12 protein-coding genes are annotated in these 26,609 nt (G+C 32.2%); 7 read left to right on the top strand and 5 right to left on the bottom strand.

All coding sequences use genetic code 11. The features are described from left to right. Window positions 1-52 precede the first annotated feature (52 nt). Window positions 53-883 carry a hypothetical protein gene (locus IPK18_04845; protein QQR98847.1) on the top strand — a complete coding sequence of 277 codons (831 nt, stop codon included), beginning with the start codon at window positions 53-55 and terminating at the stop codon, window positions 881-883. On the opposite strand, the gene IPK18_04840 is transcribed toward IPK18_04845, so the two are convergent. Both IPK18_04840 and prfA read right to left on the bottom strand, forming a co-directional pair. After that, window positions 880-1,587, bottom strand: a complete 708-nt coding sequence (locus tag IPK18_04840) for a glycosyltransferase (GenBank protein QQR98846.1) — start codon at window positions 1,585-1,587, stop codon at window positions 880-882. The genes IPK18_04845 and IPK18_04840 overlap by 4 nt on opposite strands. Further along, window positions 1,587-2,657 carry a peptide chain release factor 1 gene (prfA, locus tag IPK18_04835; GenBank protein QQR98845.1) on the bottom strand — a complete coding sequence of 357 codons (1,071 nt, stop codon included), beginning with the start codon at window positions 2,655-2,657 and terminating at the stop codon, window positions 1,587-1,589. Before prfA ends, IPK18_04840 begins: the two co-directional genes overlap by 1 nt. A gap of 116 nt (window positions 2,658-2,773) precedes the next feature. Here prfA and IPK18_04830 point away from each other — a divergent pair, with 116 nt between their 5' ends. The 4 genes from IPK18_04830 to IPK18_04815 all read left to right on the top strand — a co-directional run bounded on the left by IPK18_04830 (window position 2,774) and on the right by IPK18_04815 (window position 6,231). Further along, complete coding sequence (locus IPK18_04830; protein ID QQR98844.1) at window positions 2,774-3,310, top strand: TlpA family protein disulfide reductase; 537 nt, start codon at window positions 2,774-2,776, stop codon at window positions 3,308-3,310. A 77-nt stretch (window positions 3,311-3,387) separates the two neighbouring features. Beyond that, on the top strand, window positions 3,388-3,963 hold the full coding sequence (locus tag IPK18_04825) for a nucleotide exchange factor GrpE (protein QQR98843.1): 576 nt from the start codon (window positions 3,388-3,390) through the stop codon (window positions 3,961-3,963). A gap of 25 nt (window positions 3,964-3,988) precedes the next feature. After that, window positions 3,989-5,131, top strand: coding sequence for a molecular chaperone DnaJ (gene dnaJ, locus IPK18_04820; protein QQR98842.1), 1,143 nt, complete (start codon window positions 3,989-3,991; stop codon window positions 5,129-5,131). Between the two features lie 500 nt (window positions 5,132-5,631). Next, complete coding sequence (locus tag IPK18_04815) at window positions 5,632-6,231, top strand: outer membrane beta-barrel protein (protein ID QQR98841.1); 600 nt, start codon at window positions 5,632-5,634, stop codon at window positions 6,229-6,231. Window positions 6,232-6,297: 66 nt separating this feature from the next. Here the strand turns inward: IPK18_04815 and purS are convergent, their stop codons facing one another. From purS to asnS, 3 genes are read right to left on the bottom strand one after another with little or no spacing between them, the layout of a single operon-like run. After that, entirely contained in the window at window positions 6,298-6,540 is a 243-nt protein-coding gene (gene purS, locus IPK18_04810; protein ID QQR98840.1) for a phosphoribosylformylglycinamidine synthase subunit PurS, read from the bottom strand. A gap of 30 nt (window positions 6,541-6,570) precedes the next feature. After that, on the bottom strand, window positions 6,571-7,821 hold the full coding sequence (locus tag IPK18_04805) for a DEAD/DEAH box helicase (GenBank protein ID QQR98839.1): 1,251 nt from the start codon (window positions 7,819-7,821) through the stop codon (window positions 6,571-6,573). 50 nt (window positions 7,822-7,871) lie between these two features. Continuing rightward, window positions 7,872-9,293 carry an asparagine--tRNA ligase gene (gene asnS / locus IPK18_04800; protein ID QQR98838.1) on the bottom strand — a complete coding sequence of 474 codons (1,422 nt, stop codon included), beginning with the start codon at window positions 9,291-9,293 and terminating at the stop codon, window positions 7,872-7,874. Between the two features lie 786 nt (window positions 9,294-10,079). On the opposite strand from asnS, the gene IPK18_04795 reads away from it, so the two are divergent. Together IPK18_04795 and IPK18_04790 are read left to right on the top strand one after the other, a co-directional pair. Beyond that, complete coding sequence (locus IPK18_04795; protein ID QQR98837.1) at window positions 10,080-15,692, top strand: DUF4347 domain-containing protein; 5,613 nt, start codon at window positions 10,080-10,082, stop codon at window positions 15,690-15,692. Continuing rightward, window positions 15,676-26,562, top strand: coding sequence for a hypothetical protein (locus tag IPK18_04790; GenBank protein ID QQR98836.1), 10,887 nt, complete (start codon window positions 15,676-15,678; stop codon window positions 26,560-26,562). Before IPK18_04795 ends, IPK18_04790 begins: the two co-directional genes overlap by 17 nt. Window positions 26,563-26,609 lie beyond the last annotated feature (47 nt).

Genomic DNA, 26,609 nt, shown 5'->3' with positions numbered 1-26,609 from the left:
ATATTTAGGCTCATTTGCATTGTATAGTAGCTTATATATTATTGTTTATATATTGTTTAAGAAAAAGAAACCTAAGATAGATAGTATTATAATCGTTTTATTCCTTTCAGGATTTGTATTGTTTGCTGTGTCTCTTGGAGAAAATATAGTTTTCTCTTCAGAAGATATCACAATTAAGAATATTTTTAATCCATTGTTGTATTTGCATTTTATATCTGAAAAAGTTACACAGTTTAGATGCTTAGGAAGATTTAATTGGTATTTTGTAATAGTATTTAATATCGTAATAATATATTATATTGATAAGATAATATATTTATATAAAACGAATAGTATAATATATTTTCTATTATTATTTTTGGTGATTGATGCATTGTCTGTTGTTAAATACAGGTTTAATATTAAACCAGCCGTTTCTGCTTTTCATTCATCAAGCCTAGCTAAATACAATATACTACAAAAGACAGTTAACACAGATAATTATCAAGCAATACTATATTTTCCATATTTTAATGTAGGCTCTGAGAATTATGATTATACTATTGATCCAGATTATCGTGCATGTGTAGAAGCATTTCAATTATCTTATATTTTTAAATTACCATTGATGAATTCTAAGCTTAGCAGAACACCATTACAGTATGTTAGAAATTTATTTGAATTTTCTACAGGAATAAAAAACAATGATATATCAGCAAAGCTAAATAAGAAGGATATTTTGGTAATAATTAATAAAGAATTATACAGTAATGGTTATAAACCAACCAATACAAATGCTTTAGAATTATATAATAAACAAGCAATATTTATCGATAGCCTAAATAAACACAAACCACTTTTCGAAGATGTAAAATATAAAATAGTTGCTTTTAAATTAAATTAGTACCTTCTAATTCTAAATAATGCCATAAACATATTTAAACTATCAGTAAATAAATTTACTTTAGAGTTACCAACATCATTACATGAAACAGGATTTAATTGAATATTGCAATCTATCTTTTTCAACCTATAAATAACTTCAATATCAAATGCAAATCTTTCCTCTTTTAAATCTTTAAATACCCTTTTTGCAATTTCTGATTTATACAATTTAAATCCACATTGAGTATCGCTAATTTTAATACTTAAAATTAATTTTATTAATAGATAAAATATTTTTCCTATTATTATTCTATGTAAGTAGAAATTACTCTTCTTATCATTCAATATTCTTTTTCCGAGATATACTGTATTGTCAGAATTAAGGTTTATTATTTTCTTATCATACCATTCATCAATTTGTTCAAAACTATATGATAAGTCTGCATCATTGCACAAAATCCATTCACAGTCTGAATTTAAAATACCATTTTTTACAGCATTTCCTTTTCCTCTATTTTCCTTAATATCTATAACTTTTATATTAATAGAGTCATGTTTAATGTTATTTAGAATTGCTAATGTATTGTCTGTACTTCCATCATTTACCAAAACTAATTGTTGTACTAACTGATTTTTATTCTGATAGTTTTTCAATCCAAATAAGAATCTATGTATTCGTTTTTCTTCATTATAGAAAGGTATTACAATAGATATTTTATTCATTACAAATTCTGTACTTTTAGTTTTTCAGCATTTTCTTCGAATGTCAATTTTTCTATGATTGGGTCCAAATCACCATTCACAATTTCACCTAAATTGTATAATGTCAAATTAATTCTGTGGTCTGTTACTCTACCTTGTGGGTAGTTGTAGGTACGTATTTTAGCACTTCTGTCGCCAGTAGACACCAATGTTTTTCTTTGCAATGCAATTGCTTCATTATGCACAGCCAATGCTTTCTCATACAAACGTGTACGCAAAACTTTCATGGCACTTTCATAATTTTTATGTTGCGAACGTCCATCCTGACATTCAGCAATTGTACCAGTTGGAATATGCGTTAAACGCACAGCAGATTCAGTCTTGTTCACGTGCTGTCCACCAGCACCAGATGCACGATAAACATCTTTTCTTATATCAGCAGGATTTATTTCCACATCTACCTCATCAGCTTCTGGCAGCACAGCTACTGACGCAGCCGAAGTATGTACTCTACCTTGAGATTCTGTCTCAGGCACACGCTGCACACGATGTACACCACTTTCATATTTCAATACACCATAAACACCATCACCAGTTACTTCTACCACAACTTCTTTGTAACCACCAGCAGTACCAGAATTTTCATTCATTATTTCTGTCTTCCAGCCTTTTGTATCACAATAGCGCAAATACATTTTTAGCAAGTCACCAGCAAATATACTTGCCTCATCACCACCAGTTCCTGCTCTTATCTCTAAAATTGCATTTTTGTCATCTTCAGGGTCTTTAGGTACTAATAGAAATCTTATTTCTTCTTCCAATTTTGGCAATTGTTCTTGCAAATCATCCAATTCAGACTTTGCAAGTTCTTTCAATTCTTCATCTTTCTCTTCTTGCAATACTTGTTTGTTAAAACTTATATTACTCAATAGATTTTTATATCTATCAAGTGCATTTACGATTGGTTCTAAGTCACGATATTCTTTTCCAACTTTTTTAAATCGTTGAGCATCAGTCACAATTTCTGGGTCAGATAATTGTTGTTCTAAATCTTTATATTTTATTCTTAATGCTTCTAATTTGTCTAACATGGCGCAAAAATACGCAAATATTAGCTGACTTTTAACGATAGAAAATAGAAACAAAATTATTTTAACAAAATTAGGTACGGAATTTGATTATATTTGAAATCAAATACAAGTTTTAAATGAAAAAGTTATTTTTTATAGCACTTACAGCATTAATGACAGTAAATTTATCAGCTCAGAATGTGGTAGTAGGAGCAAAAGCACCAGAAATTGAAAATAATAAACCAGATGGAACACCATTAAAATTATCATCTTTAAAAGGAAATGTAGTTTTAATAGATTTTTGGGCATCATGGTGTTATCCTTGTCGCAAAAAAAATCCAGAAGTAGTAGCATTATATAATAAATATCAGGGTAAAAAGTGGAATAAAACAACAAAAGGATTTACTGTTTTTAATGTATCATTAGATAATAATAAAGATGCTTGGGTAAAAGCAATTGCATCAGACAATTTATCATGGCCAAACCATGTAAGTGATTTAAAAGGATGGAACTCAGCACCAGCTGCAGTTTATGGCATAAGATCTATACCTCAAACTGTATTAATTGATGAGCAAGGCTTTGTTATTGCAAGAAATCCTACTATTGCTTTTATTGAGGAATTTCTGAATAAAAGATTAGCTACATCTTCTTCTACTAAGAAAACTACAAAATAAACACATTTTTGTGTCAAAATGTCTGATTTATTCCTTTGGCAATGTTTTTGTCCAAAGGAATTTATATTAATACAATTATGCAACAAGAAGAAATAAAAGATAAGATATCAGATAATGAAGCATTAGATAATAATGATTCTAATCACCAAAATGATGAAAATTGCTATAATGATTCTCAAGAAATGAATCTTGACGAAGATTTGGATCAAAATGAAAAACTAAAAACAGAGTTGGCAGATACAAAAGACAAGTATCTAAGATTATTTGCCGAGTTTGATAATTTTAAAAAACGTAGTGCTAAAGAAAAAAGAGAATATAGTCTTGTAGTAGGTCAAGATATTATCAAAGACTTATTGCCAGTTTTAGATGATATTAAAAGAGCAAACGCAAATTATGTAAAAGATAACAATGCAGAAACCTTTGCTCAAGGTGCACAGTTGATATTTGAAAAATTTACTAAAGTATTACAACAAAAAGGATTGAAAGAAATAGAGAGCATAGGGAAAGATTTTGATGTTGAGCAACAAGAAGCAATTGCAGAAATACCAGCACCAAATGAAGAATTTAAAGGTAAAGTTCTTGATGAAGTAGAAGCTGGTTATACACTTAATGGCACAATCATTAGATATGCAAAAGTAGTAGTAGGCAAATAAATATAAATGAATTATCAAACAAAGAATGAAAAGAGATTATTACGAAATATTAGGTGTTAGTAAAAGTGCAAGTGTAGAAGAAATAAAAAAATCCTACAGAAAATTAGCCATACAATTCCATCCAGACAAAAATCCTGGAGATAAAGCAGCAGAAGAAAAATTTAAAGAAGCAGCTGAGGCTTACGATATATTAGGCAATCCAGATAAAAGAGCAAAATACGATAGATTTGGTCATCAAGCATTTGGTGGCGGTGGTGGAGGCTATGGTGGTGGAATGAATATGGAAGACATCTTCTCGCAATTTGGAGATATCTTTGGTGATGGCAATCCTTTTGAATCATTTTTTGGTGGTGGAGGCAGAAGACAGGAGAGAGGCAAAGGACAACGCGGAAGCAACCTAAGAGTAAAAGTAAAATTGAATTTATCAGAAATTGCACATGGTGCAAACAAGAAAATAAAAATAAAAAAATATGTTACTTGCGATACTTGCAGTGGCGTAGGTGCTAAAGATAGCAACTCATACCAAACATGTAATACATGTAATGGAGCTGGAGCTGTTCGCAAAGTTACCCAAACATTTTTAGGACAAATGGCAACGACATCAACTTGTCCTACATGTAATGGAGAAGGTAAAATAATTACAAATAAATGTACAAAATGTAGAGGCGAAGGAAGAGTATATGATGAAGAAACTGTAAGTTTAGATATTCCTGCTGGTGTAAGTGATGGTATCCAACTATCTATGAGTGGAAAAGGTAATGCAGGTGTACGTGGAGGTTATGCTGGAGATTTATTAATAGGAATTGAGGAAGAACCACACGCAGATTTGAAAAGAGTAGAAAATAACGTGGTGTACAATCTATATCTAAATATTGCAGATGTTGCACTAGGCACACAAGCTGATGTACCAACTATTGATGGTACAGCAAGAATAAAAATTCCGAAAGGTACACAAAGTGGCAAATTATTCAGACTACAAGGCAAAGGTATTCCAAGTATTAATGGCTATGGGAAAGGCGACCAAATTGTAGAAGTGAAGGTATTTACGCCAGTAGATTTATCGAACGAAGAAATTGCATTGCTTGAAAAATTGAGACAATCAAAAAACTTTAGTCCGAGTGCACAGAAAGAAAAAAGCAAAGGATTTTTTGATAAATTATTTAGTTAGAAGCTAAATCGTATGTATAATATTTGGTATTGGTTTTTTATATAGAAATTCAATACCATTTTTTATTTATAACCACCTCAATTATTACATAATAAATTTGCGTGAATGTATCGTAAAAATATACGTGAATGTATTGTATTTTATCCAATAGATAGATGAATACCTAAGTTTAATCTTTGTTTTTTTTACGTGAATAATGTGAAATGCTATATTTTATAGTATAAAATAAGAACATTAAATGGTTGCATAATATTAAAAAGGTTAACATTTTCAAAATTATGAGAAAATAGATATTAGTGATTGATTTTCATGCGAATGAATAATAAATTTACAATATAAATACATATTGTTCACGTAAATTATTAGCATACTTAATATTGTATCTAGTTCTGTAATATTTGCTTAAATAATTCCTAATTGCATTTTGATAATCAAATAAACACTACATAACGCACATTGTAATTTATTGCCCCAACTTTGCAGTAATTAAATTTTTAAATATGAAACATGTATTTTTTATGTTTTTAGCAAGTTGGTCAATTTGGGCTAGCGCTAATGAAAACAACAACTCAACAACAGCAGTTGCTGAGAGCAACCAAGTAGCTAATGTGCTATTGCCAGAAGAACAAGAAGATTTCGATGAAAACCATCTAATAGATGGAAAATTCAGAAAAGGATTCTCAAGTGTTACAGAAGCTGGTGTAATACACATTGGCGATAAAACTTTCTTTACAATTAGTGAAACTTGGGGCGTTAGAGTAAATCCTTATTTTTTTGTAGGACAAGGTATGCACTTAAACATTAACAATGCTGACAGAATTGACCTTTCTGCAACTGTTGATGTGAGAACAAATTTTCTTAAAAAAGATGTGTCTCCATTTTTCTCTTTGGGTTTAGGTATCAACAAATCTAGAATTCCAATTATGACGAATGAAGACGTGATGATGAGTGGAAACAAGTTTGTATTGAATGTAGGAACTGGTGTAGAGTTTAGAATTTCGCCAAAAGCTGGACTTTTGTTAAATGGTGGATATAAACTATTAACCAACAAAAATATTCAACAACACGGAGGATTTGTAAAAGTTGGATATGTATTCTAAGTAATACAAACACTCAACAATTTAAAAGCGATGCCAAAATATAAATAAGAGCATCGCTTTTTTTATTTATAGTACATTTATCTCAAAATATTCCATCACTGGATTGTGTAGCAATTTTTTACATGCTTCTTCAACATTTGCAAATGCAGCTTCTTTACTTTCTGCTTCAATTTTTAGACTAATATGTTTGCCTATTCTTATTTGTGTTGCATTAAATCCTAATGTAGCTAAACTATGTTCAACCGTTTTTCCTTGTGGATCAAGTAATTCTTTGAGTGGCATTACTTTTATTTCTACTTCAAATTGCATAATACAAATGTAGTTTTATTTTACAAAAATTTATTTCTTTTTTCTTTTTTTTGAGGCATATATTCTGTCTTCTTCTTCTGCCTTTGCAATCAATGCACGCCAATCACCTTCTGGTATCGTTTTGGTTTCTGCCTCAAACAATATTTCTTTTTTCTCAGTAGTATCCATTTCTATCACATGTATTGGTTGGTGTAGAAATGTTTCTATCTCTGCCAAAGTTGCTTTTTCCTCCTGACTACAAAATGCAATTGCTTGTCCTTTCTTGGTGCCACGTCCAGTTCTACCTACTCTGTGTACATAATTTTCTGCTTTTTCAGGCAAATCATAGTTTACAACATAATCTACATTTGGTATATCAATTCCACGTGCATTGATATCTGTTGCTATTAATATTTTTATTTTAGCTTCTTTAAACTTGTTTAATATTTCTAATCTATCTTGTTGCACTTTATCACTGTGCATAGTAAGTGTCTCAATACCTACTCTTTTCATAGCTTCAGCTACACGTTCTGCTCTTACCTTGGTACGCACAAATACTAAGATTTTACTATCAGGATGCTCAGAAATGATACGTTCTAAAAAAAATCTTTTTTCATCCATTTCAATATAAGCTACTGCATGTTGTACATTTTTAGAAACAGGATCTTTAGGAGAAATTTGTATTCTTATTGGATTTGTTACCAATGAATAGGCTATTTTTTTGATGTATTCATTAATGGTTGCAGAAAAGAATAATGTTTGTCTGTGTTTCGGCAAAAAACGCATCATATCATTTATATCTTTGATAAAACCCAAATCCAACATGTGGTCAGCTTCATCTAAAACAAGATATTTTATTTTACTAATATCTAATGCGCCTTGATGTATTAAATCAAACATTCTGCCTGGTGTTGCTATCACAATATCTACACCTTTGTATAGCGACTGAATTTGTGGTGCTTGCTCTACGCCACCAAAAATACATAATGTCTTTACCTTTGTTTTGTGTGCAATGGTATCAAATACTTCTGCTACTTGCAATGCCAATTCATGTGTTGGTACCATTACAATACATTTTATAGAATCGCTTCTACTTGAGTTTTTTTGATTGTAGATAAGGTTGATTAATGGTATGGCAAAAGCGGCAGTTTTGCCTGTGCCAGTTTGTGCAATTGCCAGTACATCTTCGCCACGCAATATGGATGGAATTGCTTTAAATTGTATATCAGTTGGTTTTTTAAAACCTAATTGTTCTAAGTTGTACTTTATTTCTGGTGCAATATTATATTCTGAGAATTTCATTCCTTTCTTTCTGCCTACTTTTTAAATATATTTTTAGCTATAATTCTTTCTTAGAATTCAGCACTTTTTGGATAACGAGGAAAAGGAATTACATCTCTAATATTGCTCATGCCTGTTACAAATAATACTAAACGCTCAAATCCTAAACCAAATCCAGCATGTGGACAAGAACCAAATTGTCTTGTTTCTAAATACCACCAAATTTGTTCTGCATGTATACCTACTTGTGCTGCTCTAGTTTTCAGTTTCTCATAATTGTCTTCTCGTTGAGAACCACCAATAATTTCTCCAATTCCAGGAAATAAAACATCCATCGCTCTTACAGTTTTTCCATCTTCACTTTGCTTCATGTAAAATGCTTTTATTTCAGTTGGATAATCAGTTAAAATAACTGGTTTTTTAAAATGTTTTTCAACTAAATATCTTTCATGTTCGCTTTGTAAATCTGTGCCCCAATCAACAGGAAATTGGAATTTCTTTTTAGCATTTTTAAGAATTTCTATAGCATCAGTATAGCTCAATCGTTCAAAGTTATTATCGACTACAAATCTTAATTTATCTAATAAATTAAGATCATTTCTTTCTTGTTGAGGTTTTTGTTTTTCTTCTTCTAGTAATCTTTTTTCTAAGAAAACTAAGTCATCAGCACATTTTTCAAGCGCATAGTTGATAACATATTTTACAAAATCTTCAGCAAGATTCATGTTGTCTTCCAGCTCATTGAAAGCCACTTCAGGTTCTATCATCCAAAATTCTGCTAAATGTCTTGATGTATTTGAATTTTCGGCTCTAAAAGTTGGACCAAATGTATATATTTTACTAAGCGCCATAGCACCAAGCTCGCCTTCCAATTGTCCAGAAACAGTTAAGTTAGTTTCTCTTCCAAAGAAATCTTCTTTGTAGTTAATTTGACCATCTTCATTTTTTGGAGGATTTTGCATGTCAAGTGTAGTTACTCTAAACATTTCACCAGCACCTTCAGCATCTGAAGCAGTAATAATTGGTGTATGTAAATAATAAAAACCATTATTATTAAAATATTGATGAATAGCAAACGCTAAAGCATGTCTTATTCTAAAGATAGCACTGAATGTTTGAGTTCGTGGTCGTAAATGTGCTATTTCTCTAAGAAATTCTAATGAATGTTTTTTAGGTTGCAATGGATATTTTTCTGGGTCAGCTTCACCTAAAATTTTGATAGAAGTTGCCTTAAGTTCGATATTTTGCTGGCCTTCACTATTAACGATGCCACCTGTTATTTGTAAACATGCGCCTGTATGTATTTTCGATAAAGTTTCTTCATCATTTACTGCACCTTCTACAACTATTTGTAGATTATGAATGGTAGAACCATCATTTAGATTGATGAAAGTAACGTTTTTACTTTGTCTTTTTGTACGTACCCAACCAGAAACAGAAGTTTCTTGCCCAATTTCATTTGTTGTAAGTATTTGATATATTGATTTTCGCATAAGATTTCTAAGAAATGCAAAAGTACAGAAGAAAAAAGTCATAGCCAAATAATAAATTATTGTTAAAAATAAGTTAAAAATCCAAATAACACGATTAGTTGTATATACAAATAATTAATTATCAATGCTTTAGTGTTTTTGTGTAAGTAGTTGGAAATAAATAAAATGAATACTTATTGATTAATTCAAAAATAACAAATAGTTTTGTAGTGGATTTTATTAAACTAACTAACTAATTATTAAAAAATGTTATCTATTGCAAATGAATACTCATTGAGTATTTGTGGTATGCTCGCATATCTGTATATACAGATAATTCATAGTATATGTAATACACAAATACTATATTTCTTCAATAATAGTTTTGAGAATCTAGAAGGATACAATCTGAATTTATTTCTAAAACATATTTTAAATCTATCAAAAGATAAATTATCACCAATATAATAATACTAATGAATAAATTAATTACATATATAAAAACTACTAATATGAAAAATAAATCAATAAATATTCCATTTAGAGTATTATTACTATCAATCTGTTGTATATTATCGATATATTCTGGTTTTTCTTTAAACGATAAGAATAGTAACAAAATATATAATAGTATTTGTGATAATGGTTATGTTAATCTTGACTTAAATATCAATAAACAATCATATACAAAAATTAACAGAAAAAATAAAAATACATCTACGTCTAGGTAACAAACAGTCTGATGGTACTTTGCTAGTATTACAAAAAGGTTTAAAATCAGTCAATCCTAGTGACTATGCCAGTAATATGATGCAATTTACCAACATATTTACCCCAAGTTCTTCAACTGCAACTTATCTAGACATGGTAGGAGCTTTTAACACAATAGAAAACTCAACCGTCCAAAATAATTTTATAGACATTAATGTACAGGAGAAAACAATATTTGAAAAGATTGTAAAAAACAGAGATAATAAATCATACAATCTTTTTGCTCATGGCAAACCTGGATATTTATTAATAAACAATCAATGGTTAGATGCAAAAGAAATAGTTGAGTTTATAAAACCTAAGATAAGTAATAATATCACACAACTAAATATTTTTGGTTGTGAGTTTGCCCTAGGAAAAAACGGTAGAGAAGCTATAAATTATATTGAAGATAAATTAAATATCAGCGTTGCTGCATCAACAAACATCACAGGTAAAGATGGCGATTGGATTTTAGAAACATCTAATAATAGTTCAATTGATTTTACAGCTCAATTTTCAAACTACCAATATAACTTAGCATGGACATTAGCAGATACATGCAGAACTTGCGATTTTGATGGCGATGGTATAATAAATAGCTTAGATTTAGATGATGATAATGACGGTACATTAGATGCGAAAGAATCACCAAGTTGTTTTTATACAGAAAAAGAAGTAACAAAAATTACAAACGTTACAACTCAATTAATTAGTACAGCAAATCTTGCAAATCTATATGATACAATTAACAATACTTATTTCAATTTTACAACTAATGGTCAAAATGTTGCAGGGAAAGAAATTTTTAATTGGTCATATTCGTATCCTATCAATGTTTGCAGCTTTATTTTTAATATGAGAAATACTTATAGTTTCTTATATAATACATATGTTACACTACAAGGATTTAATGGTACTTCATGGGTTAATTTATCAGATTCTATATTATATGATAATACTGCAGTTGGTAGTTTAGAAGTCTTCGGAGTTACTAAAAACCAAGGTTTTTATAAACAATATAGATTGTTTGGTAATAATGGTGTGGTATATAGTTTAGGCGATATCGAATCAATTACAACCAATATTTGCGACTTTATACCAGAATATTATCCTAAAAGTACTTGTACTGTAGCTGCAGATAATGATGGTTTCCCTAATCATTTTGATTTAGATAGTGATGGCGACGGTTGTCCAGATGTTTATGAGGCACAAGTACCTGGTAGTACATATAATATAGATACAATTGCAGGTCCTTATGGAGTAAATGGTTTAGCTAATAGTATAGAAATCAAAGATACTGCAACAACTAGTATTAATTATTCTAGTCAATATAATGTAGCTGCAATAAATTCAACTATTAATTACTGTACAGATACAGATGGCGATGGCATCATAGATATTTTTGATATAGATGACGATAATGATGGTGTATTAGATATTGATGAACAAACAATATGTAATACTAATTCTACTACAGATGGAAAAACAAATTATGAATTTTGGAGCTATTGGCAAACTACTGGATGGCATGATATGGTACCTATAAGTGGTGTTGGTGGTCCATATACTTTAAATGTTTTACCAAATGTAGACCAATATGGTATGCCAACCAATAATTTACCTCCAACATTATCGGGGACAGTTACTAGTTTAAATCAACCAGCAGGAACAGATTATACACAAAGAATAGATTTAGTAAGATGGCAAGGTTGGATACATTTCCCTTCTGATTTAATAGGAGATTCTATTATTATTAGAACTAATGGTGTAGGTATACAATTAGTTGGTGCAGGTGCTTGGGTTATTTCATCAGATGAACATCCTGAAAATTGGATAGATCCAGTAGCACCAGCTACTAATACGCCATTATTAGATATGAATAATACAACTGGGTTTTATAATCCTTATCAAGGATGGAACCAACCACCTTTTGGTTATACAGATTATCCATTTTACGAACCAACTTCTACAGCACAATCTCCAGCAGGTCCAGGTTTAAGTTCAATTAATATTCCAGACCGAAGAGATCAACCATCTGCTTTCCAAGCAAAAATAAAAGTTAATGCAAATGGTCATTACTTTTCTAATTGGGAAGTAGATCCTGTTAATAGTTGGCCGGCTCATTCCATGGAATACTCAATTGATGGCGGCGCAAATTGGAATCCTATACAACCTACATTTTATAATTCAACACCACCTTGTACCTACGTAGATATTGATACAGATGGTGATGGTATTCCTAATAGATTAGATTTAGATAGTGATAACGACGGTTGCTTTGATAGTTATGAATCTGGTTCGGTTAAAAATGCTAATGATAGCATTGTTGCAACACCTTACAATAATAATGGTTATGGTGCTGCTGTAGAAACCAATGATTCTCTTAATGCAAAAAGCAATTATAATGTAACTTATTACTATGCAATTGATAGCACATTTAATTATTGTTTAGATAGCGATGGTGATAATATTCCAGACATTATAGATATAGATGACGATAATGATGGTATATTTGATGCTGTAGAAAGCCCAAATTGTTACTATACAATACACGAATTAAGTATTGGAAATAGAACATCAGTACTTAATGTATATTCTGATTTTTCAACTGCTAGTCCATATACAATTGATAAAAGTATAGATGGAATATATACAACAGCAAGTAATACAAGATTCGATGTCAATGCTCAAAATATAGAGAATAAAACAATCTATCAAGTTCAATTCCCAGTTCCTGTAGAATTAAGTGGTATCACGTTTAAATATTCTTCAATAAATAGTGTACTTTCAACATCAAAACTAAGACTACAAGGAAGTAGTAATTTTTATGATTGGAGAGATTTAAGTAATTCTGTAACATATACAGCAAATCCAGCATCGCTATCTCATACATTTAATGTAACTAAAAATGTAGGAAAATATTCATACTATCGTTTAGTAGGTGATTCTGGTGTAGCAACTTCAGCTGGATTTTTTGAAGCTGAATTTAATCTTCCTTCATCTTTTGGCTCAAGTACTTATCAAAAACTAAACTGTTCTTTAGATTTAGATGGCGATGGTATTCCAAATCAATTAGATTTAGATTCAGATGGTGATGGTTGTCCAGATGCTACTGAAGCTTCTGTAATTGATACTTTATTAGTTGGTAATGTTATTAATGGAAATCCTAATACTACAACTATTATTGCAGGTGCAATAGCAAAAGGACCATATGGAAATAATGGTTATGCTAATGCTATCGAAAAGACAGATTCATTTAATACAGCAACAATATTTCCATTTATAACTTATTACTATGCAGCTTCAAAATATATTAATACTTGTGCAGATGCAGATGGTGATGGTATAAAAGACTTTATTGCAGACTTAGATGATGATAATGATGGAATTAAAGATGCTACAGAATCTCCAAGCTGTTTTTATAGTAATGAGGCAGAAGTAACTCAAGAAACAAGTATTAGTACAGAATTAGCACCAATAAATGCTTCTAATTTTGTTAGTAGTATTATTGATAATGACCCATCAAGCAACTTTAGATTCGCCAATGCCACTTTAATTGCAAATCATGAAGTATTTAAGTGTTCTTATTTAATGCCATTAAAAGCATGTCAGTTCACATTCAAAACAAATGATGCATTTAGCTTTGTAGGTAATAACTCCAAAGTAATTTTACAAGCTTTTGATGGTAGTACTTGGTATAATTTATCAGATACAATCTTACTTGATGCTACAGCAACAGGTAACCAAGAAGTATTTACTGTAACTAAAAATGCAAATTATTATCAGCAATATAGATTGTATGGAATCACAGGTTCAACTAGTTCAAATGGTTATACCAATGAATTAGAAACAAAATTATGCGATCCATTTGTTCCTGAATATTATCCAAGAGCAACTACTTGTTTAGAAGATATAGATGGCGATGGAATTCCAAATCATTTAGACTTAGATTCCGATGGCGATGGTTGTCCTGATGCAAAAGAAGCAGGTGTAAGTGGTACTTTACTTTCTGGTTATGTTGTTAACCAAACAAATGGTTCTTATACGGTTATTAATACAAGTAATGCCATTGCTGCAGGTTCTTATGGAAATAATGGTTTGGCTAATGGCATAGAAACAAACGATAGCATGACTGCTAATGTTACTTATATGAGTACATATAATATTTATGCTTTAAGTAAGTTTTTAAATGCTTGTAATGACTTTGATAATGATAGTATTCCTGATTTAATAGATATAGATGATGATAATGATGGTATTTTAGACGCAATAGAAGCACCAACTTGCTATTACACACAAACAGAAGCATCAACTATATCAAGCGTTACAAGTGATTTAACGATAGGTACTATTGCAAATACTTATGATAAAAATCTAAATAATACTTCAACTTTGACTGCATCTCAGTCAGTTGTAAATAAAACAATATTCCAAATTAATTTTCCAACTCCTGTTCAGTTAAGTAATATAAAAGATACATTATCAAGTAATGTTTCAATTTTTGCAAATAATGCAAAATATTATGTACAAGCTTCAAACGATGGAATACATTGGGTTAATGTATCAACACGTCAAACTGCTGCCAATCCAACAACAGGTAATGTATTAAATTTTCCAAGTAATGCAACACAAGGTTATTTATCTTATAGAATTTATGGAGATTCAGGAGTAACGGCAGCTGGAATCTCAAGAGAATTAATTCCAACCTTTACTTTACCTTTTGTACCATCTGCTCATCCAAAATCAACTTGTACAACAGATACCGATGGCGATGGAATAATAAATCAATTAGATTTAGATAGTGATGGCGATGGTTGTAGCGATGCAAACGAAGCAGGTGTGTCAGATTTGCCAGGAATAACAACAACTCCAGCGCCTGCAGGATTTGGCGCTACAACTGGTTTGTCCAATGCCGTAGCTCCAAGTCCATATAGTGGTAATGGTTTCTCAGATGCCTTGCAAACTGTAGCTGATACCAATGCTTATATTGGATTCTATACTTATGCTAATGCAATTACTAAAACATCTAATTTATGTTTAGATTCAGATAATGATGGTATTCCTGACATAGTAGATATTGATGACGATAATGATGGAATATTAGATGCAATTGAAAGTCCAAGCTGTTATTATACACAAGCAGAAGCTACTACAATTGTAAATGTTACAAGTGATTTAACTGTAACAAATATCGCTAATACTTATGATACTGATCTCAATTCCGTATCAGCATTTTCTCCTGCATCACAAGCTATAGCAGGTAAAACAGTATTCCAAATACAATATACTACACAAGTAGGATTAAGTAATTTAAAAGATACATTGTTAAATGCAACTTCAATATTTACAGCAGGTGCAACATACAAAGTACAAGCATCAAATGATGGTATCAATTGGGCAGATGTATCAGCAGTACAAACAGCCGCAGCCGTTGTAGGTAATGCAATAAATTTTCCAAGCAATGCCGCAAGAGGATATTTATATTATAGAATATATGGCGTATCTGGAAATTCAGCTGGTGGTTCAACGAGAGGTTTTATTCCAACATTTACAAAACCTTATGTTCCATCTGCAAATCCAAAACCTAATTGTACTTTAGATACAGATGGTGATAGTATTCCTAATCAATTAGATTTAGATAGTGATGGCGATGGTTGTAGTGGATGATGGTATTCCAGAACTGATAGGTATAGATGAGGATAATGATCGTATTTTAGATGCTATTGAAGCACCAAGTTGTTATTATACACAAGCAGAAGCTACTACTATAACAAGTGTAACAAGTGATTTAACCGTAACAAATATTGCGAATACTTACGATGCAGACCAAAGTAACTCAGCTGCAATGACAACTGGACAAGCTATTGCCGGTAAAACAGTTTTCCAAATAAACTATACTACAGCAATACAGCTAAGTAATATAAAAGATAGCTTAATAAATGCAACTTCAATTTTTGCAGCAGGTGCAACATATTATGTACAAGCTTCTAATGATGGTGTTAAATGGGATACATTATCAACATTACAATCTGCTACGGTAACTAATAATTCAATCAATTTCACAAGTAATGCTACAAAAGGATATATATCATATAGAATATATGGTGTGTCTGGTAATACAGCAGGTGGCTCTACAAGAGGATTTTATCCTACATTTACTAAACCGTATGTTCCATCTGCGCATCAAAAATTAACTTGTAGTGTAGATACAGATGGTGATAGTATTGTTAATACTTTAGATTTAGATAGTGATGGCGATGGTTGTAGTGATGCTACAGAAGCTGGCGTTTCAGCAATTTCAATAACAACTATTGCACCTGCTGGTTTTGGAGCAACAGTTGGTTTAGCTAACTCAGTAGCACCAAGTCCATACAATGGAAATGGTTTTTCAGATACATTACAAGCAATAGCTGATACCAATACCTATAAAGGTATTTATACATATAGTTATGCCTTATCATCGGTAATTAATACCTGTAAAGACAGTGATGGTGATGGTATTCCAGATATAATAGATATTGATGATGATAATGATGGAGTATTAGATGCAGTAGAAAGTCCAACTTGCTTTTATACATCAAATGAATGGCTACAAGGTGGAAGAACAGATATAAATGTAATTACAAAATTAGCTATGGATGCCACGTATAATGCTCCAAATGAACTAGTAGATGGCGACAATGGAGTAGCAGTCGGAAACCGTGCAGTAGTATTTAGTGCAACAACAACTGCAGCACCAGTAGCTGTATATCGTTTTGAAATGCCAATGCCAGTACAGTTAGATACCATTTTCTTAGGATATGTAAATACTTTTACGCATTTTAATGCAAATACAAGATTATTATTACAGGGAACAAATGATACTTTAAATTGGATTAATTTAAATGATACATTAACCTATACAACTACAACTGCTACAAATGGTGTAACAACAGTTCCAGGTGTTTCAGGAACTAATAATGCTAATATTTTTCCTGTTACAAAGAATGGTGCAAAATATAAATATTATAGAATTTACTGGGTAAGCGGTGGCGGAATAAATATAAACGGAGCCTCGAATGAAGTCTATTTTTCTACATTTAATAATTATGCTCCATCTGCTAATCCAAAATTAACTTGTTCTTCAGACTTTGATGGAGATGGTATTCCAAACTATTTAGATTTAGATAGTGATAATGATGGTTGTTCAGATGCTTTCGAAGCTGGAGTTCCTTCTTTATTTCCTTATGATAGTATTGTAAACGGACCATATGGAACAAACGGATTGGCTAATAGTCTAGAATACTTTGATTTACCATATACTACTACAGTTTATACAAGTACATATACTACTTATGCATTAAATACATCTCTATCAAAATGTGATTATACTTGTACTTTAGGTGCAAGTACAAATGGATTACCTACTGTTTTAGATTTTGATGGAGACGGTTTAAATAATTATTGTGATGTTGATGATGATAATGATGGTATTTTAGATTCAGTTGAATCATACAGTATTTGTGATGCAACAGGTGTAACATACTCATTATTAGGCAAAGTAGATGGCTCAAGAGATCGCAATGCACCAGATAGTATAAGAAGAGATTTTATTTATGGAGATAATTATATATTTAAATTAGATTTTGATTTAATAAATACAATTCCAGCATTAGTTAATGTTATTATTGAAACCACAGTTGGAGATAATATTAGCGCAAGATCAGGTACCATATCTGTGAATGGCGGAACAATACATAATGTATCTACAGCAGCAGGTGTATTTCAAACTGTAGTAGATACACCAACAGTAAATTCAAGCTATTCTATATTTTATAAAGGAACAGATGTTTCTGTAAATTCAGTGGTAGTAAAAGATATTTTTGGAAATATACTACTTAAATTTGATTTTGGAACAGATACTTCAGTAGTTGCAAGTGGATATGTTGGAGTAAGATGGGATGGCGTATCAGCTTTGCCTACTAATAGAATTTTAGTAAATTGTTTAAATTCTATTTCAGATTATGATGCTGATGGAAAAAGTAATCATTTAGACTTAGATAGTGATAATGATGGCTGTTTAGATGCAATTGAAGGTACAGGGCCATTTGTTTTGGGTGATATTGCTGAAAACTTTAGTTTATCGGGAGATGTAGATTCAATAGGTTTGCCACTACTATTAAATGGTACACCACAAGGAGTAGGTACCTCTCAAGATTCATTAAATATAAGTGCAGAATGTGATTTATGTAATAGTACAAGTACATTATTTTCAGATATAGATAATGATGGTGTTGGTGATTATTGTGATTTAGATAATGATAATGATGGAATATTAGATAGTACAGAATGTTATGCAAAAAACAAGATAGTAGTTCCTTCTCGAGATACTATAGGAACAGCAAATCTTAATGGAACAAATGTTACAACTATATTCTCTACAACAAATGGTGTAATACATAATCCACAAGGAAACAATTTTGTCTTTGCTGAAAGTTATAATAACACTACATTGCCAGCAACTTATAAGTTTAGCTTTAGCAATCCAGTAACATCAGCAAACCTATCCTTACAAAGTATCAACTTTATAAATGATACGAGTAAGACTGTAATTGGGAATTTTGTAATAAAATTTGCGAATGGTACTACTCTAAATAATGTAGATTTTTATTTATCCAATCCAATAAATGGACCAGTAAAATTCCAATATAATTATGGAGGGAATCTATATCATGCTATTCAAGGTAGAATCTTAGGCGGAAGCAAACAAGCAGGAGCAGATATTCATTTTATTGGATTACCCAATACATTAAATAATGGTATTGTTTCAATTTCTTTCCAATTGCTTAGAAACAATACTAGTTCGAATCTATTAACACTAGCTAATTTAGAATTAAGCAGTTATTGCGATACAGATGGTGATGGTATTCCAAATTATTTAGATTTAGATAGTGATGGAGACGGTTGTTCAGATGCAATAGAAGGAGGTGCCGCGTTTACTTCGGCTAACTTAGTAAATAGTTTAATGAATGGCGGTAATACTGGCACAGGATATATAGGTGTTAATTATGGAGTTATACAAAACTTAGGTGATTTAGTTGGAAATATGCCTACAACTATGGGAGTACCTAAAATTGCAGGTACAGGACAGTCAGTTGGTACTAGCCAAAGTGCCATTGCACAAGATGCGGCTTGCTGTTCTGAAACTTCACCAATATTTACAAATAATCCAGCAAAAAATACGTGTCCAGATACAACTGTAAATATTTTAACACTTAATTATTTTAATACAGCACCTGCTGGTTATAGACTAGTAGCAAGTCATCATAATCCACCAACTTCTTTATATGATACATTAACCTATGCACAAGCAACAGCAATAACAGAATCTGGTAATTATTATGTATATTATACTAATGGAATTTGTTTTAGTCCAGGAGATACTATTTCAGTGGAAATTACTAAATGCATTAATCCTAAAACAGAATCTGGAACAGTAACACAAGCAGGTGGTATTGCAATATCAAATGTACTTTCTAATGACAGTACGAATGGTGTACCTAGTACATTAAATAACTCAACTATTGCTCAAGTTGGCACTTGGCCAGCAGGAATTACACTTAATACATCTACAGGAGCTGTTAATGTTGTAGCAGGTACAACTGCTGGAATTTATCCAGTTGTATATCAACTATGTGATAAATTAACTCCAGTAAATTGTAAAACAGTTACAGATACTGTAATTGTTTTAAAAGATTCTGATTTGGATGGTGTTCCAGATAGTGATGATTTAGATGATGACAATGATGGAATACTGGATATAAATGAAGGTTGTTCTCCTACAGTTTATTTAGTAGATGGACAAAATCCTTCATCTGTAGACGTAGTTACACCATTAAGAATGCTTATGTTCTCTCAAGGGCCTACTTCTGATACAATAAATGGTGGAAGAAAAGCAGATAATAATTTCCGTATGTCTCAAATAGTAAAATCTCCAGTTGATTCTGCTGGTATTACTAGAAGAGTGGACGGTAGTGGTCTTACAGTAACTTGGAATGCAGCACATACATTAATTATATCTAATATTAATTCAACAACATTAGCACAAGCAAAAGCAGCTAATGAATATATCCAATTTAGATTCAACACGAATAATCTTTTAGGAGACGCATTTATTTCTTATGTAGGATTTTTAAACCGAATAAAACAAAATGGATTTTCTGTAACATATAGTGTGTCAAATGACAGTATGAGCACATTTACAGATATTGCTTCGATAGTTGAACCTGATAGCATTGGTTTGTCAGGTTCAAATGTTGGTCGTAAGAATGTTAATATGCCAACAGATTATCCAATCATAAAAAATTCTTCTTATGATGTAAGAATATATTTTTATGGACTCACTAGTCCAGCTACCAGCATCGATTTTGATGATTATTATTTATTATTTAGTAATTGTAATGTAGATACTGATGGCGATGGTATTCCAGATGCTTTGGATTTAGATAGTGATAATGATGGTTGTCCAGATGCATTGGAAGGCGGTGCAGCATTTGCTACCTCAAGTTTAGTCACCTCATCTATGCCAGGCGGAAATACTGGTACAACGTTAGGAAACTACAACCAACCAATCAACCTAAATTTAGGAACAAATGTAGATAGCAATGGTGTTCCTATCATAGCTGCTGGCGGACAATCAGCAGGAACATCAACTAATACTGCATTAAAAGATACAGCTTGTGCAGTGCCATTTTCTTGTAGTTCTGCATTGTATTTTGTAAATGGAGATCCAACAAAATTACTTAGTACAAATAGCATATCGAATCCTTTAGTTTTAAATACAATTGACTCAACAACAGTTTCTATTAATGCAATTGGATACAATGTAAAAGATAATTTTATCTATGGTGTATTGTTAGCTACAAAAAATTACATAAAATATTTATATAAAATTGATGCTAATGGAGATTTTTATAATTTGGGAGCTATCGCAGATACTAATGTTACAAAAAGTGGAAACATAGTTAACGGAGACTTTGATACATCTGGCAATTATTATATAAAAATGGGACAAGACAGTGCAATGTATAAGATAAATGTAAATACATTGGCAGTAACAAGAATACCATTATCTGCTTTTATAAATACTGCTGATTTCGCATATACATCAACTGATAATAAACTTTGGTCTGTAGATGTATTTTCTCATAGAGTTATATCAATTACATTAACTGGTATTGTTACTTATATTTATCCTGATACAATTCCTGCCACATCAGTATATGGTGCAATGTTTGCAAGTAGTAATGGAGCTATTTATGGTTCTGCAAATAATGGAGCTGGGTTTGTACAATTTGATAAATTAACTGGAAAACTAACAATAATATCAGGTGTACCTGCTACTTCTAGTAATGATGGAGCTCATTGTATTCTTGCTCCTATATCATTTTATACAGATTTAAGCGTTACTAAAACAGATAGCACTAACATATATTTACCAGGAACAACAACAACATATAAAATTGTTGTAAAAAATAATGGACCATTTGGTGTAGTAAATGCACCTGTCATAGACTCATTACCTACAGGTATAACATCTATGAGCTATACAGCAGTAGCATCTACAGGTAGTTCAACAAAAGTTATAGGAACAAAAATAGGAGCCATTAACGATAGTGTATCATTACCTGTAAATGGTACTGTAACATATACAGTCACAGTAACAATTCCATCAAGTTATACAGGATACTTAGTTAATTCAGTAAGAGTATTAGCACCATTAGATGGAAGTGCTGTAGATACATTCTTAAGTAATAATATAGCAATAGATATTGATACTAATCTGTGTAATATACCACCAACAACAATAGATACAATTGTATGTTCTGGAGGCAGTGTAACAGTATGTGGTAAAGTACATAATGCAACAGGCACCTATGTAGATACGTGTGTAGCAGCAAATGGTTGTGATAGCATAGTTACAACGAACTTAACAGTAGAACCACAAATTACAAGTACTGTAAATGCTACAAGTTGTAATCCATTAAGTGTAGGTACTGTAATAACTACCTTGTCAGCAGCCAACGGCTGCGATAGTGTAGTAACAACTATTACAACATTAGCACCATATTCATCAATTACCATAAATGCTACAAGTTGTAATCCATCAGATATAGGCACCGTAGTAGATACCTTAACGGCAGCAATTGGATGTGATAGTATAGTAACGACAATAACGACATTAAGACCAAGCACAACAAGTAATCAAACACTGAGTGTATGCTTTGGAGGCAGTGTAACCGTATGTGGCAAAGTACATAATACAACAGGTACCTATGTAGATACGTGTGTAGCAACGAATGGTTGTGATAGCATCATTACCTTAAACTTAACAGTATTACCATTAGACACACAAACGATAGTAAGAACAATATGCTATGGCGATAGTGTATTAGTAGGAACAAGTGTATACAAAACAACAGGCATAACAGTAGATACATTAACTAATGCGAACAACTGCGATAGCATCATTACCTTAAACTTAACAGTATTACCATTAGATACACAAACGATAGTACAGACAATCTGTTTTGGCGATAGTGTATTAGTAGGAACAAGTGTATACAAAACAACAGGCATAACAGTAGATACATTAACTAATGCGAACAACTGCGATAGCATCATTACTTTAAACTTAACAGTATTACCATTAGACACACAAACGATAGTAAGAACAATATGCTATGGCGATAGTGTAGTAGTAGGAACGAAAGTTCATAACACAACAGGCATAACAGTAGATACATTAACTAATGCGAACAACTGCGATAGCATCATTACTTTAAACTTAACAGTATTACCATTAGACACACAAACGATAGTAAGAACAATCTGTTTTGGCGATAGTGTATTAATCGGAACAAAAGTTCATAACACAACACGCGTAACAGTAGATACATTAACTAATGCGAACAACTGCGATAGCATCATTACTTTAAACTTAACAGTATTACCATTAGACACACAAACGATAGTAAGAACAATCTGTTTTGGCGATAGTGTATTAATCGGAACAAAAGTTCATAACACAACAGGCGTAACAGTAGATACATTAACTAATGCGAACAACTGCGATAGCATCATTACTTTAAACTTAACAGTATTACCATTAGACACACAAACGATAGTACAGACAATCTGTTTTGGCGATAGTGTATTAATCGGAACAAAAGTTCATAACACAACAGGCGTAACAGTAGATACATTAACTAATGCGAACAACTGCGATAGCATCATTACTTTAAACTTAACAGTATTACCATTAGACACACAAACGATAGTACAGACAATCTGTTTTGGCGATAGTGTATTAATCGGAACGAAAGTTCATAACACAACAGGAGTAACTACAGATACATTAACTAATGCGAACAACTGCGATAGCATCATTACTTTAAACTTAACAGTATTACCATTAGACACACAAACGATAGTAAGAACAATCTGTTTTGGCGATAGTGTAGTAGTAGGAACAAGTGTATACAAAACAACAGGCATAACAGTAGATACATTAACTAATGCGAACAACTGCGATAGCATCATTACTTTAAACTTAACAGTATTACCATTAGACACACAAACGATAGTAAGAACAATATGCTATGGCGATAGTGTAGTAGTAGGAACGAAAGTTCATAACACAACAGGCATAACAGTAGATACATTAACTAATGCGAACAACTGCGATAGCATCATTACTTTAAACTTAACAGTATTACCATTAGACACACAAACGATAGTACAGACAATCTGTTTTGGCGATAGTGTAGTAGTAGGAACAAAAGTTCATAACACAACAGGCATAACAGTAGATAAATTAACTAATGCGAACAACTGCGATAGCATCATTACTTTAAACTTAACAGTACTACCATTAGACACACAAACGATAGTACAGACAATCTGTTTTGGCGATAGTGTAGTAGTAGGAACGAAAGTTCATAACACAACAGGCGTAACAGTAGATACATTAACTAATGCGAACAACTGCGATAGCATCATTACTTTAAACTTAACAGTATTACCATTAGACACACAAACGATAGTACAGACAATCTGTTTTGGCGATAGTGTAGTAGTAGGAACGAAAGTTCATAACACAACAGGAGTAACTACAGATACATTAACTAATGCGAACAACTGCGATAGCATCATTACTTTAAACTTAACAGTATTACCATTAGACACACAAACGATAGTAAGAACAATCTGTTTTGGCGATAGTGTAGTAGTAGGAACAAGTGTATACAAAACAACAGGCATAACAGTAGATACATTAACTAATGCGAACAACTGCGATAGCATCATTACTTTAAACTTAACAGTATTACCATTAGACACACAAACGATAGTAAGAACAATATGCTATGGCGATAGTGTAGTAGTAGGAACGAAAGTTCATAACACAACAGGCATAACAGTAGATACATTAACTAATGCGAACAACTGCGATAGTATTATTACCTTAAACTTAACAGTTAGAAATTTAGACACCATAACTAAGAGAGTACAGATTTGTTTGAATGATAGTATAAGTGTTTGTGGTAAGATATATAAAGAGTCTGGAACATATATAGATACCTGTACTAATATAAATGGCTGTGATAGCATAATAACTACTATTTTAACATCAAGTGTATTTATTTCAAAAATTCAAAATGTAACACTGTGTCTTGGTGATAGTTTGGTAATGTGTAGTGGCAAAGTTTATAAAACAGCTGGTATTTATAAAGATACATGTATGGCTACTGCTGGTTGTGATAGTATTATAACCACAACAGTTACAGTATCAATTGCAATGTGTATAGACACGATAATAGTAGTACCAGTATGTGATACATGTACAGAGACAGCATGTATAGATACGATATATAATATCACGAATGGACACTGGACACTATGCGATGGCAGCCAAACAGCGACAAGCGGTTTAGGAACATACAGTATAGACAGCACGACAGGTTGTATAACATACACATCAAATGGTATCATAGGTAGAGATAGCTTATGTGTAATTGTATGTGATAGCACGAAAGCAGTATGTGATACCATCACTATAGAAGTACCAATCATACCAACAAGAGATACAATCAGAGATACGGTTAAGATAGGCGATACAGACAGTGTATGTGTAGCGATAGAAGTAGGCATGAATGCAGATACAAGCTACATCATCAACTGCGCAGGAGCATTAGATAACATCACAACACCGACAGCGACAAACAATGGCAGCTGCATCAGCATTAAATACACAGGCACGAATATTGGAGAAGACAAGTTCTGTGTAGTAGTATGCGATACGACATTAGGAGTATGTGATACCACAGAAGTAATAATTACGGTAATACCAAAAGACACGATAATAGTAGTACCAGTATGTGATACATGTACAGAGACAGCATGTATAGATACGATATATAATATCACGAATGGACACTGGACACTATGCGATGGCAGCCAAACAGCGACAAGCGGTTTAGGAACATACAGTATAGACAGCACGACAGGTTGTATAACATACACATCAAATGGCGTGATAGGTAGAGATAGCTTATGTGTAGTAGTATGTGATAGCACGAAAGCAGTATGTGATACCATCACTATAGAAGTACCAATCATACCAACAAGAGATACAATCAGAGATACGGTTAAGATAGGCGATACAGACAGCGTATGTGTAGCGATAGAAGTAGGCATGAATGCAGACACAAGCTACATCATCAACTGCGCAGGAGCATTAGATAACATCACAACACCGACAGCGACAAACAATGGCAGCTGCATCAGCATTAAATACACAGGCACGAATATTGGAGAAGACAAGTTCTGTGTAGTAGTATGCGATACGACATTAGGAGTATGTGATACCACAGAAGTAATAATTACGGTAATACCAAAAGACACGATACCAGTAGTACCAGTATGTGATACATGTATAGTAACGACATGTATAGATACGATATATAATATCACGAATGGACACTGGACATTATGTGATGGCAGCCAAACAGCGACAAGCGGTTTAGGAACATACAGTATAGACAGCACGACAGGTTGTATAACATACACATCAAATGGCATCATAGGTAGAGATAGCTTATGTGTAGTAGTATGTGATAGCACGAAAGCAGTATGTGATACCATCACTATAGAAGTACCAATCATACCAACAAGAGATACAATCAGAGATACGGTTAAGATAGGCGATACAGACAGCGTATGTGTAGCGATAGAAGTAGGTATGAATGCAGACACAAGCTACATCATCAACTGCGCAGGAGCATTAGATAACATCACAACACCAACAGCGACAAACAATGGTAGCTGCATTAGCATTAAATACACAGGCACAAATATTGGAGAAGACAAGTTCTGTGTAATAGTATGTGATACGACATTAGGAGTATGTGATACCACAGAAGTAATAATTACGGTAATACCAAAAGACACGATAATAATAGTACCAGTATGTGATACAATACAGAGACAGCGTGTATAGATACGATATATAATATCACGAATGGACACTGGACACTATGCGATGGC

The sequence above is a fragment of the Sphingobacteriales bacterium genome (genome assembly GCA_016699615.1).
GTDB lineage: Bacteria > Bacteroidota > Bacteroidia > Chitinophagales > JADIYW01 > JADJSS01.
The sequence above is the reverse complement of the archived record's forward strand: the minus strand, read 5'-3'. Positions and strand labels throughout refer to the sequence as shown.